Genomic DNA, 12,103 nt, shown 5'->3' with positions numbered 1-12,103 from the left:
CGCTCCACCACGCGAAAATTCCAATGCCACTCGTCCTATATGACACCTGGTCGCGCGCCGTGCGCCCCTTCAAGCCGATACAACCCGATCACGTCGGCCTGTATTGCTGCGGGCCTACGGTGTACGACCACGCGCATATCGGCAATCTGCGGACCTATGTGTTTGAAGACGTGCTCCGACGCGTCCTGATGCGAAACGGCTACCCCGTACAGCACGTCGTCAATATCACCGATGTCGGTCATTTGGTCTCCGATGCCGATGAGGGCGAAGACAAGATGGAGAAAGGAAGCCGGCGAACAGGAGAGTCGGCATGGGCGATCGCCGAGCGTTATACAGAGGCTTTCCTGGCCGACTGGCGAGCGCTCAACTTGCTGGAGCCTTCGGTCTGGTGCCGCGCAACCGACCATATCGCGGATCAGGTCGCCTTCATTGTCACCCTTGAACGCGCCGGTTACACGTACCGGACCGCAGATGGCGTGTACTTCGACACCAGCAAGCAGGACGATTACGGCTTTCTGGCTCGCCTCGACCATGAGGGCCTGCAAGCCGGCAAGCGGGTTGCACTAGGCGAGAAAAAGCGCGCCACGGATTTCGCGCTATGGAAATTCAGCCCCGCTGATTCCCGGCGCCAGATGGAATGGGACAGCCCTTGGGGACGCGGCTTTCCCGGCTGGCACATCGAGTGCTCGGCGATGTCGGCCAGGTACCTGGGGTCCTGGTTCGATATTCACTGCGGAGGTGAAGACCACATCGCCGTGCATCACAGCAACGAAATCGCGCAGACGCAAGCCGCGCACGGTACCCGGCTCGCCAACTTCTGGATGCACGGCCATTTCCTTACACTGGATGCTACGAAAATGTCCAAGGCGGGCGGTGACTTCCTCCGCCTGCAGACACTGGTCGACCGCGGAGTCGATCCGCTGGCGTATCGCTACCTGTGCTTGACGGCGCACTACAGAAGCTCCCTGCGTTTCAACTGGGATGCGCTTGAAGCCGCAAAGGTCGCGCTCGACCGGCTATGCAACGTCTATGCGAGTTGGCCCACCGGTGGTACGGCGGATGAGCGTTTTGTCGCCCGGTTCAACGCTGAGGTCAATCAGGATCTGAATCTACCCCGCGCACTAGCCGTGCTGTGGGATCTGGTGAGGAGCGATTTGCCTCCTGCCACGCGACGGGCCACCGTTGACAGCTTCGATTCGGTACTTGGGTTACGACTGCCCGATTGGCAGCCGGACAAGCGGGATATCCCGGCAGACATTGCTGCGTTGGCCGAGCAGCGCGAAAAGGCGCGCGCCAACAGGGACTGGGACCAAGCGGACCGCCTACGTGACACATTGAGAGCCTTGGGATGGCAAATCGAAGACGGTGAGCGCGGGCAACGACTGATCCGGACTGTCAAAGGAACGACGATACTTGGGGACGGCTGCGTATGACGCTCGAAAGATTGGCGGCTGTGCGTCCTATGCGCTATGCGGGGCGCACAACCGCAGGCGAGATGGCAACGGCTCGGCGCGACCGGTTGAACGTCTGCCTCGCGTACGATCGACGGCCCGCTCCTGGTTGCTTTATGCCTTTTGCATGATGCGCACACCGCAGACGATCGTCGTGCTATGTCGCGGGACGCAGTGCGGCAAATTTCGGACTTTCGGTATCGACCGTCAATTCGGTGACAATCGAACCGGGCGGTGGCGCTCCGGTAGACTTCAACTCCTACCCAACCTTGCCGGGATTGCATGGACACCCAGCTTTTTATCATCTGCGCACTTACATTCGTAATTCACGTCATCGCGACACTGGCTTACGCTGTGCGGATCGCGGGTGTTCGCACTCGGCGTATCGCTGTGTCGTTTTCTCTGTTCGGAATCATCGCCCTTGTCTCCCGCACGGCGAACTCCTTTCAAGGGCCGTTCATAGCTAAGCGCGTCGAGCTTGATATCGCTCGGCATCTTGAGGGGGGCCTGCTCGGTGACTTTCGGCTCTTCCTGATTACCGCGACGGCGGCAAGCATAATCGGCGCGTTGCTGATCCCAACGTTCCAGCGCTATTTCAGTCGCGCCGTCGAGCACTTCCAGGCTAATCGTTCATTGTCACGCCTGTTGCTCCACATTTTTAGCCGTGGCGGCATCAACTATCTGCGGGACGGCGCGCAGGTTCCGTCGCGCCAAAACATCGCCCAGCTAGCGAGCGGTACCGGTGTCTCCGCGACGGTGATAGCTCTCAATATCTTCGCCATGGCGATCTGGACTGTCGGCGTTTTTGCGTCACTCTACGCGGGATACCTCAAGCCAGATTTGCGCGTGACGTGCGCCAATCTATCGTCGGTCATTAATGGCTTTGCGACCGTAGTGTTAGCGGTGGTCATTGACCCGCAGGTTTCCGTCATGACGGACGACGTCATCGAAGGCCGAATCCCCGAAAACACCTTCCGGCGAGCGATCACTACCCTTGCCGGGGCGCGTGTTCTCGGGACCGTGTGTGCACAAATAATGCTCGTACCGGCCGCGCTCATTATCGTACGCGTCGCCGAGCTGATTTAGAGCGCAGTGTGCCATCCTCGGACGCGGTGATTGACCGATCACGGCGATAGTAAGGCCGCTCCGGGATTCGTTAGCGCCGGCATCAGTCAGGCTCGATCCGGCCAATTCCAGCCGCTCGACATCACCGCCGAGATTATCGACGATCTAGGTCGCGACTCGGACGCTGGGTAATTAGACAGAAATCATATGGGCAGTGTCCGCCCATCAGTCTCCGCCCCGTATTACGCCACCAATTTTGGCCTAGTCAAGATCGTCCGGGTTGACCAGTGACGTAAGTACGTGATCGGCCCAAGAGCCATTGATCTTCAAGTACGATCGAGCCACGCCTTCCTTCTCGAAGCCGAGTCGAGCCAGCAAGTGTCTGCTGCGGACGTTCTCCGGTCGATAGTTCGCCATGATTCGGTGCAGTCTCAAACCGCTGAACACATGCTCGATTGCGGCCGTCAGGCCCTCTCGCATCAGTCCTTTCCCTTCGAACATCGTTGCAACAGAGAACCCGAGATGACACGCTTGGAACGGTCCTCGAACGATATTGGTGAAGTTGCAGTCTCCGATCAACTGACCGCCTTCCCGTTCAAACAGCATAAGATGGAGAGCCGTACCAAATGCGGTTTGATGAGCCATCGCGCGGAGTCGGTCAGCGATGGTGTCCAATTCAAAAAACCTCTCTGGCCTCGACGGCTCCCAAGGCTGGAGATGCATTCGATTAACCGTGTGATACTTCTGTAGTTCGCTCGCGTAATCTTCACTAACGGCGCGCAATATCGTACGTTCGGTCACCAATCCATCGACGGGATACGTTGTAGCAGGCGTCATTGTTGTACTTAGCAGTTCGTGTGAAATTCAAGGCGGCATTGTATCGGAGCCGAAATTGGTGTGTTCAGCGCCTTCGATGTCGAATGACCATGTGTTTTCGACCCGACGACGGTTGGGCGCGCAATCAACGGGCGAATGGCGAGCGCAAAAAGCAATGAACAGAACGGGGCGCATGAAATTTCGCTGCTGCCAGCGCCCAAATTGTCAACGCGCGGTCGCGCTGTCAGTTAAATGAACATCCGCTTACCGGCATCGCGACTGGCTCGAACGGGTCGGCTCATGCCCTTTGCATAGCTCGCACGCCAGAGACGATCGTCGCGCTCGTTCGTCGGGCGCTGGTCGGCCACTATGCTCAGGTCGCAACTATGCGCAGATGGTTATAGCGAACGCGGCCAGCCCCTTAAGGGGTGCGGTAGGGGCTGGCGGAGCCGGCGGTTGTCAACGTACTTGTCGCGTCACCTCATGCGCACTGCATTAGTTCTTCCGGTTGCATGCGCTCCGGATTGAGCCAGACTTCATCCTTCAATTTCCAGTTGCGCGTCGATCGGGACCAACGCCGTGGATTGCGCTGCCTGGCCTCCGCATAAACGATCTCACGTTGCGCAAGAACTGCATTCGCCACGCCGTTATGACACTGGGCCGGCGTGACGAATTTCAGGCCGCTGTGTTTGTGCTCATGGTTGTACCAGCGCACGAACTGCTGCGTCCAGGCCCGCGCCTCATCAACGCTGCCGAACGGCTTGCGCGGGTAGTCGGGCCGATACTTGCAGGTCCGGAACAGCGACTCTGCGTACGGGTTGTCGTTACTCACGCGTGGTCGGCTAAACGAGGCCACGACCCCCAGGTTCTCCAGGGTGGCAAGCATCGTCGCACCTTTCATCGGGCTGCCATTATCCGAGTGCAGCACCAGGGGACGTCCTGCCAGGCCCTCTGCCAGACTGGCACGCCGCATCAGCAACGCGGCCAGTTCTGCCGATTCGGCCTCATGCACTTCGTGACCGACAATCTTGCGGCTGAACACGTCCAGCATCATGTACCAGTAGTAATACTGTCCTTTGACCGCCGCAGGTACCCAGGTGATGTCCCACGACCAGACCTGATTGGGCGCCGTCGCGCAATGACTGGTCACTACCCGGGTCGAGGGCTTGCGCGCACGACCACGATGGTGCTGCTGCGAGGCGCTGCGCAGCACGCGGTAAAAGCTCGATTCCGATGCGACATACACGCCGCGATCGGCCAGCCTCGGCACGATCTGGCTGGGCGGCAGACTGGCAAACTCCGCACTATTGGCTACCTCAAGAATCTGTTGCCGTTCAGCCTCACTCAACTGGTTGCCCGGCGGCGGCCGTTCGGTCGTGGTACGACCATCGGCACGTACCGTGTCACCGTCACCGACCCAGCGCTGAAACGTGCGCAGGCTCACGCCCAACTCGTCGCAAGCCTTCTCCAGCCGGCAGCCTGACTGCGCCGCCTCGCGTATCAACGATATACATAACAGGCGATCCGGGACGTTGATCAATCGTCCTCTTTGTCTCCCCAGATCGCCTGGACTTTTTTTCTCAGAATCAGCAGCGCCGCCGCTTCCGCTAGCGCCTTCTCCTTGCGCTGCAATTCCTTCTCGAGCTGCCGGATGCGCTGCTTGTCGTCTTTCGACTGGTGGCGCTGCTCGCGTGCCTGCTCGGTGGCATTCGCGTTGGCTGCCTGGCAGGCCGCTCGCCACGCCGCGATCTGTTCGGGATAGAGTCCTTTGCGCCGGCAGTACTCGGCCAGCTCCGCTGCGTTGAGCGGGGCGGCTTCCAGCACTACTGCAAACTTGTCTTCCGAAGACCATCCCTCGGGATTCTTCCCATCGCCCGGCACGGCCAGCCCTTGTCCTTTCGCCTGTCGGCGCCACGTGTACAACGTCTGTTCGGTAATCCCCGTTTCTCTGGCCAGCGCTGAGACCAACGCGTTTTCCGGCGGCATCATGCGACGCACCAGCGCTTCTTTTCTTTCTGCTGAGTAGGCTTTCATTCACCCTGATTTTACCGCCCCCGGACCATGTCTATAAGATTCAGATAACACGACAAGTAGTCTGACGCCGGGGGGAGCCTACGCATAGTTACAGCGTCTGCAGGAATCGAAGCAACGAGCCCGGTGCCTGATACCGGCGAATCCTGGCATCGGGCGCCTCTAGCCGACCGAGCGCTTTCTCCTTCATCGCGAGGTCAGCTTCGACGTAGCGATGGGTTGTCATCGGGCTCTCGTGACCGAGCCACAAGGCGATCACGTTGAATGGAACGCCCGCCTGTAACAGGTGCATCGTAGTCGTATGGAGCGGTACCCATTCTGTGGACGCCATGAACTGGCTTTCGAGAGTTATCCACGGCCGGTCGGCAAAACCGTCTATGCCAGTGCGGTGGGGGCGGCGAACGATGCCCATGGTGATCTCCAGAAGTGGGACCACCACTGCCATCTACAGACGAGAACTATGTCCAGATCCTTACTCGCCCGCCTTGCCAGAGCTGTGCCATGCTTGGGTCGGCGCCGTCAGCGACCGACCATCTGCGCATAGTTGCGACCTGAGCATAGGGGTCGACCTCTGCCCGACGCGGACTGATGAATGGCGGCTCACTCGTCGTGTTAAACGTCGGACTGGGTTCGGCCACAAGCCGCCGTTGGTCGATGCCTCGATATACACGTTCAGGCGTATCTTCAAGCCTGCAAACGGACTTTCGAGCGTTGAGTCCATCTGTCGCGAGACCGGCCTTTGCGGCCGTTGGCGCCCCGTCCGATCGCAGCCTGTCCAATGGCTGCTCCCGAAAACTCGGAGGACTGAGGTCGAACTGTTTTCGACCGTTCGAGACTACCGTGACCGGGGTTCGTTTCTCGATACCTGACATACACTCGTTCGACGATAGCTCACGATTCGTCGCGCACCTCTTGGTGAGCCGCCTCCCTGGCTCTCGGCCATACCCGCTCCTCAAATTGATCAGACGGAACCGGCTCCGAATACAAAAAGCCTTGCGCAAAGTCACAACCCACGGCGGCGAGAAAATCACGTTGATCCGTCGTCTCGACCCCCTCGGCAATAACCTGCAATCCCAACTTGTGAGCGAGCATGACCATTGCTTCGCAGAGCGCCTGATTGCCGCCGTCGAAACCGAGGTTCTGTACGAATGAACGGTCGATCTTGAGATAATCGATGTCGAAGCGCTTCAGATAGGCTAAGGACGAGTAACCGGTCCCGAAGTCGTCGATCGAAATCCCGATTCCTGCCTCGCGGAAACTCAGCAACTTCTCGTTCAATTCGGCGTCCAGTAACAGCCCTTCGGTTATTTCAATTGCCACGCTCTGTCTAGGCATGCCTTGCCGAATGAGGTATTCCGACCATTGGATACACACCAGATTGTCCTGGCGAATCTGCACCGGTGAAATGTTGACACTGATCTGAAACGATGGATGAAATCGTCGGCGCCATTGATGCGCCTGGCGCACGGACTGTTTGAACACCCAATCGCCGATCGGAACGATGAGCCCCGTGTCTTCGGCCAATGCGATGAAATCCAATGGACTGATCGTGCCGCGCACAGGGTGGAGCCAGCGAATTAGCGCTTCAGCTTTGTAAATTTCGCCCGTCGCCAGATTGACGATAGGCTGGTAATAAACACGGAACTGTTCGGCTTGCAGGGCGGTACGTAGATCGCTCGTGAGACGCTGGCGCTTTTCTGCCGCCACTTGCAACTCGGGCGTAAAGTAGTGGAAACGGTTGCGCCCCGCGGCTTTGGCCGCGTACATAGCCTGGTCGGCATTCTTGAAGAGAACATCCAGTTCTGTCCCGTCGTTAGGGTAAAGCGTGACTCCGACACTCGCAGAAATGAAAGCCTCGTCCGGACCAAGCTTGAAGGGTTGGGTCAGCGTGGCGATGATCGTCTTCGCGATCTGTTCGATGCTCCCGGTGTCGTCCAACTCGGGCAGAATCACCGTGAACTCGTCACCGCCAAGTCGAGCGACCGTGTCGAATTCACGCACACACGAGGTAATGCGCCTCGCGGCCTCGATCAGCAGGATGTCGCCCATATCGTGTCCGAGCGAGTCGTTGACCTCCTTGAAGCGGTCGAGATCGATCAGCATCAAGGCCATCGGCCGCCCGGAGCGATGGGACACGCCGGCTTCATGCTCGAGACGGGCATGAAACATCTGGCGGTTCGGGAGATGGGTCAGCGCATCGTAATTAGCCTGTTTCCATATCGTTGCCTCGAATGCCATCCGGTCCGACAAATCACGACCGACCGCCAACACGGAGTTCACCTCGCCCGACGCGTCGATCTCTGGAGTGAGCCTGATATGGCTGCACTGTTCCTGTCCGTCCTTACTGAGCCATCTCAGTTCGAATTGGCGACTTTTCCCGGTTGCAATGGTTTCGCTGATCTTCTTCTCGTAAGCCAGCGCGTTGGCACCGCCCGGTATCTCTGAGGGCCGTTTGCCGAGCGATTCGCGAAGGCTGCGGGCCGCCGAGACACAGAAAGCCGGATTGGCGTAGGTGCGGCGCAGCTCCCGGTCGTAGCGCGTGATCGTGTCAGGTGAATTCTCGATCAACGTGCGCGACTCCTGCTCTTTGGCGACGAGCTCGGCCGTTCGCTCGATGACCGTCTGCTCCAAGGAAGCGTTGATCTCGTTGATCTTCTGGATCTTCTGCCCGATCGCCGCACTCATTCGTTCGAACCTGTGCGCCAATCTGCCCAATTCATCCTTTGCGCCAATCTCACTGCGCGCGTCCATCGATGCCTCCGCCTCTGCGCCTGCATCGCTACCGGTGTCGTCCATCCTTCGCACCAGATCTTTGAGCGGTACAGAGATGCTGTGTGAAATGAAGTTGGCGAGGAAGATCGAAAGCAGAAACCCCGAAATGCCCACCAGTATGATCTGATCGCGTACGGACTGTGCCTCCGCCGTCAACTTCTTCTCCGGGATCGTGCTGACCACAAACCATTTTGTGCCGGCGATACCCGTGTATGCAGCGAGATATCGGTCGCCATTCTTGCCATGGAAGTCGACGAAGCCATTTGGCTCGCCGTGCGGATCGGCGTTTGTGATTCTTTCGAGCAGACCCGGTTCAACCTTTCCGTCGGTGCTCATTGAAGAGCCGTCGGCACGAACAATCAGCTTGTCGCTGCTGGCGTCAAGTACATAGATCTCCGTTCCACTGCCCACGGCGACGTCATTGAAAATCGATGAGAAATACTCAGGGCGAATCACTAGAACCAGATTACCGATCTGCCGATTGTCGCTCTTGTCGATGATGGCGCGCACCATCCCGAGATCTTGCTGACCGGCTCCGTTGTCATAGCTACTCCAGTAGGGCCGGCCATTTCGATCGGGAGCCTGTTGGACCAGATGCACCACACTCCGCGTCAATTGCGCGAACGCCTGGGTGTCCGTGATCCGGTTGTCCTTGTCGAGAAAATATTTCTGGTTGATGAAATCAACCGCGCCGTAGTGCTCCAGGAGCAGTCGGGTCAGATCCTGGCGAGCTTCGCTCTGCTCCTTTTCATTGCCGTGTGCGACGCGGGTCAGCGCGTCTTGAACCTGATCGGAGAGCACCAGAAGGCTGCTCTCCGTCTCGATCTGCTCCATCCGCAACGAGATGTTTTTGGATACCTGTTTGACTACCTCTTTGGAAAATATCTCCGCTTTGTGCTTGAACTCTGCTGTTGACTCCACATACGATATGTAGCTGGAGACAAGTATCGGTATCAGCGAAAGCAGGATAAACGCGGTTATCAGCCGGTAGCGAATTTCGACCCGGCGCAGCAGATCCAACGAGAAGTAGGCGAATGCGCTTCGCAGCCAGGCGATCAGTGGGCTCATTTGTAGTGCATCTTCGCTTCATTCTTAACAGACTCGTCCAGGAGTTTTGCAGCCTGCATTGGCGTGATTTTCCCGAACAGCACATCCTGTATCAATCTATGCAAGCGCTCGATGGAATTGGAAGGTAGAAACGAATAGTACGGGCTGCCGGTCACAGCATAGCGACTGACCATGTTCGTGTAGTCAACAATCTTCTGATCGCTCACCACCGTCCCCGGGAACTGCTTGAATGGGGAAATGTTCTGGCGCTTGATCTGGAGGATGGAAAACCCCTGCCCAGCGATGAACTCGAGAAAACGCATTGCCGCGGCCTTGTTGGGCGTTTCCGACACCGCAAACCCGGTTTCGCTGCCGATCACGGGCACCACCTGCTCGCCTGGCGCGTTCCAGGGCGGGATGAGCACGCCAACTTCAAACGGATTGCCGTGCAGCAACAGACCGGCTGCCCAGCTACCGTGAAAAGCCATCGCGACTTTGCCCTCCTTGAATAGCCGTATGCCATCATCGTAGCCAGTTGTCATGAACGATTCCTGTACGAAACCCCGTTCCGGCATCAGCCTGATCCTGGCGAAAATATCCGCTACCTGGGGGGTGTTCAAATCCAGCGTGCCATCGCTGATTTTGTCCTTCCAGTCTGGCTCGCGCGCAACCACATTGTTAGCAAAGCCTGAACTGAAGGGGCCGTTGCCGAGCATATTTGGGAAGCCGCCGTTCCACATTATTGGCGTATAGCCCGCACGTTTGAGCTGTTCGCAAACCGCCAGGAATTCGTTGAAATTGGTCGGCAGCTCCCTGATCCCCGCCTTCGCAAACATGTCCTGGTTGTAATAGATCAACGTCGTAGCCATTCCCCCAGCTATTCCAAAGTGCCTGGATTGGCGACTGGTCCAGTCTTTTTTGAGAGGATCGAGCATGTTGTTCCAGGCGGATGTCTTGCTAACGTCGGCGAGGAGCCCTTGATCGGCCAGGTCGGCCGCGTAGGCATTCGGGTTGATACTCACCAGATCGGGCAAGTTGCCGGAGGCGATCCGCGGCTTGATATTTTCTTCCACCGAATTGCCAATCATGAACTGCACATCCACGTGTATGTCCGGATTCAGCTTGCTGAATTCGGCAGCAATCTGAAGCATTTCTTCCGGCCAGTCAGGAGCCCAGACCAAGGCGGTGATGGTGGTACTGGCCGGCCCGCTCGTGCTCGAAGAATCGTGGTCTCGCTGATGGCAACCGCACAACGAGAAAAGAATGAAACAGGCCAAGACCGACAGCAAGGAGCCAAACTCAGTTTGTCGCACGTGGGGTTCACTTTTTCAGGTTCGGCATGGATTGGGCGGCCCTCGGCAGAGGCTATGGGCGCATTCGATGGCAAACCGGTGAAACTTTCATCGCGGTCGAATCACTTGCATAACCATGGCGGCGTCCCTGCAGCGGTAAGTTGTGACGAAGCCCGGCATGCCGCTGCGCATTTCATCACATGTCTTTCTCGCTGCCGGCCGATCTTTTGTCATCGACGACGCCTATCGATCGGCACCGGAATGTTTATAAAACAGGGCTGCTTAGAGCTCTTGACGGGTCGGCACTCACACGGCATATCGGCAACAGACGCAGATACTTTAACTGAAGGGAACGCCTGTACTTCCGGTCGTCCGCTCAGGGCCGATGACGCGCCGAGCGACTGGCAGGAATGGATGGCCGCTGTAGTTTGGAAACTGCCGAATATGTGGTGATGGGTTCACGGTCGGCTTGGGGTCGATTTGACGCAATCGCGGACCACCTTACTCCCGCAAGGGATGTCGACCGCCCGGATCAATCACGAACTGTGGCAGCAGTCGTTCACCGACCTCGCATAGTTTTCATTTCCTGTGACACTGGACACACGTTTACGTGTTAACCCTAAAAGTTCCATCGATTTATATCAATTTTCGCAACAAACATTACCTATCTCACGAGTTACTCTGTCCAGTTCGCCAAATTACAATGCAATCACTGACTACGAACAAGCAAGTTCGCAGCAAGATAAAACCCTGAACTGGAGGTAAGTATCATGAAATCGCTGATTCAAGCCGTTGTCATCGCCGTCGCTGTCGCCGCTCCGGTCGCCGCGTTCGCGCAAGCCAACCAGCCCGTGACCCGCGCTCAAGTGCGCGCCGAGCTGATCCAACTGGAAAAGGCCGGCTATCAACCTGGTCACGCCGACCCGCACTACCCGGCTGACATCCAGGCTGCGCAAGCCCGCGTCGACGCGCAAAACGGCGTCGGTCAAGCCGCTACCGGCTTCGGTGGTGTGGTGAGCGGTACGTCGCAAACGAGCCATGCGGCTCCGACGAGTGGCCCGAAGTCGGTCTACTTCGGTCAGTAAGCGGTAGGTGGCAGGCGGTTCGTCAAGCGCAGCTGTGTGGCCACGAAGCCCTACGGCGAAACGAACCGCGAGCACTTCCAAATAGCGCGTCCTTGCGACGCGCACCCCGATTCAAATGAACTGGCCCGCGACTCGGGTATCTCCGAGCGCGGGCCAGTTCGTATGTGGTTACCTCCGTCATCGGGCTCCCGATGACTTCGCCCAGGCCTTCACGGTCTGGGCGCTTTTTCGCGCCGCTCTGCGTGCGCCGCGATGAATTCTCAGCTGCCCGCGCTCAGTCGCGTGCGATCAGATTGCCGACCTGGCCACGCCCGGTCACGAGGCAACTCGACAGGAAGCTCTCGCTCTGCGCGCTCGCGCCAGCGTCACCAAAGCCCTTTTTCAATGCGTCCGATTTGACGAGCGCCGCGCCCTGGTGACACGTAATCGTGCCGACCTCGCCCGCCTGCGCACGCATCAACGCCCGATCCGCCATCAGATAGCCAAGCAAAAGCACCAACGCAATATTGAACGCTTGTCGCATGGGTCGCCTCCTTTTCGAAGA

The 12,103-nt window shown here is 58.0% G+C and carries 8 protein-coding genes and 1 pseudogene; 3 read left to right on the top strand and 6 right to left on the bottom strand.

Going from position 1 to position 12,103, the window contains the following annotated elements:
- The first annotated feature begins 23 nt into the window (after positions 1–23).
- Both cysS and OKW27_RS09950 read left to right on the top strand, forming a co-directional pair.
- Complete coding sequence (gene cysS, locus OKW27_RS09955) at positions 24–1,433, top strand: cysteine--tRNA ligase (RefSeq protein ID WP_429333357.1); 1,410 nt, start codon at positions 24–26, stop codon at positions 1,431–1,433.
- Positions 1,434–1,733: 300 nt separating this feature from the next.
- Complete coding sequence (locus tag OKW27_RS09950) at positions 1,734–2,537, top strand: lipid II flippase Amj family protein (protein ID WP_429333356.1); 804 nt, start codon at positions 1,734–1,736, stop codon at positions 2,535–2,537.
- A gap of 240 nt (positions 2,538–2,777) precedes the next feature.
- On the opposite strand, the gene OKW27_RS09945 is transcribed toward OKW27_RS09950, so the two are convergent.
- From OKW27_RS09945 to OKW27_RS09925, 5 genes and pseudogenes are all read right to left on the bottom strand, one after another.
- Entirely contained in the window at positions 2,778–3,353 is a 576-nt protein-coding gene (locus tag OKW27_RS09945) for a GNAT family N-acetyltransferase (protein ID WP_429333355.1), read from the bottom strand.
- Between the two features lie 460 nt (positions 3,354–3,813).
- Positions 3,814–5,366 (bottom strand): IS3 family transposase gene (locus tag OKW27_RS09940; RefSeq protein ID WP_429333354.1). Its coding sequence is split into 2 segments (ribosomal slippage): positions 3,814–4,904 and positions 4,904–5,366, totalling 1,554 coding nucleotides; the frame shifts between segments, so codons are not numbered across the junction.
- Positions 5,367–5,454: 88 nt separating this feature from the next.
- Positions 5,455–5,667, bottom strand: a pseudogene (locus OKW27_RS09935) (integrase); the annotation flags it as partial.
- Positions 5,668–6,254: 587 nt separating this feature from the next.
- Positions 6,255–9,203, bottom strand: a complete 2,949-nt coding sequence (locus tag OKW27_RS09930) for a bifunctional diguanylate cyclase/phosphodiesterase (protein WP_429333353.1) — start codon at positions 9,201–9,203, stop codon at positions 6,255–6,257.
- A complete protein-coding gene (locus OKW27_RS09925) occupies positions 9,200–10,435 on the bottom strand; it encodes an ABC transporter substrate-binding protein (RefSeq protein ID WP_429334575.1) in 1,236 nt (411 codons plus the stop codon). The genes OKW27_RS09930 and OKW27_RS09925 overlap by 4 nt, the downstream gene beginning before the upstream one ends.
- Positions 10,436–11,244: 809 nt before the next feature.
- Between OKW27_RS09925 and OKW27_RS09920 the strand changes: the two genes are divergently transcribed.
- Positions 11,245–11,559: a DUF4148 domain-containing protein gene (locus OKW27_RS09920; protein ID WP_184024579.1), complete on the top strand. Its 315-nt coding sequence runs from the start codon at positions 11,245–11,247 to the stop codon at positions 11,557–11,559.
- A 274-nt stretch (positions 11,560–11,833) separates the two neighbouring features.
- Here the strand turns inward: OKW27_RS09920 and OKW27_RS09915 are convergent, their stop codons facing one another.
- Positions 11,834–12,082 (bottom strand): hypothetical protein, encoded by a 249-nt coding sequence (locus OKW27_RS09915; RefSeq protein WP_129961873.1) that lies wholly within the window; start codon positions 12,080–12,082, stop codon positions 11,834–11,836.
- Positions 12,083–12,103 lie beyond the last annotated feature (21 nt).

It is taken from the genome of Paraburkholderia sp. 35.1, from assembly GCF_050436525.1.
Lineage (GTDB): Bacteria > Pseudomonadota > Gammaproteobacteria > Burkholderiales > Burkholderiaceae > Paraburkholderia > Paraburkholderia tuberum.
The sequence above is the reverse complement of the archived record's forward strand: the minus strand, read 5'-3'. Positions and strand labels throughout refer to the sequence as shown.

Excerpts from the sequence above, each read along its gene's own strand:
- cysS (WP_429333357.1), top strand. The coding sequence starts at position 24 with ATGCCACTCGTCCTATATGACACCTGGTCGCGCGCCGTGCGCCCCTTC.
- OKW27_RS09950 (WP_429333356.1), top strand. The coding sequence starts at position 1,734 with ATGGACACCCAGCTTTTTATCATCTGCGCACTTACATTCGTAATTCAC.
- OKW27_RS09945 (WP_429333355.1), bottom strand. The coding sequence starts at position 3,353 with ATGACGCCTGCTACAACGTATCCCGTCGATGGATTGGTGACCGAACGT.
- OKW27_RS09930 (WP_429333353.1), bottom strand. The coding sequence starts at position 9,203 with ATGAGCCCACTGATCGCCTGGCTGCGAAGCGCATTCGCCTACTTCTCG.
- OKW27_RS09920 (WP_184024579.1), top strand. The coding sequence starts at position 11,245 with ATGAAATCGCTGATTCAAGCCGTTGTCATCGCCGTCGCTGTCGCCGCT.
- OKW27_RS09915 (WP_129961873.1), bottom strand. The coding sequence starts at position 12,082 with ATGCGACAAGCGTTCAATATTGCGTTGGTGCTTTTGCTTGGCTATCTG.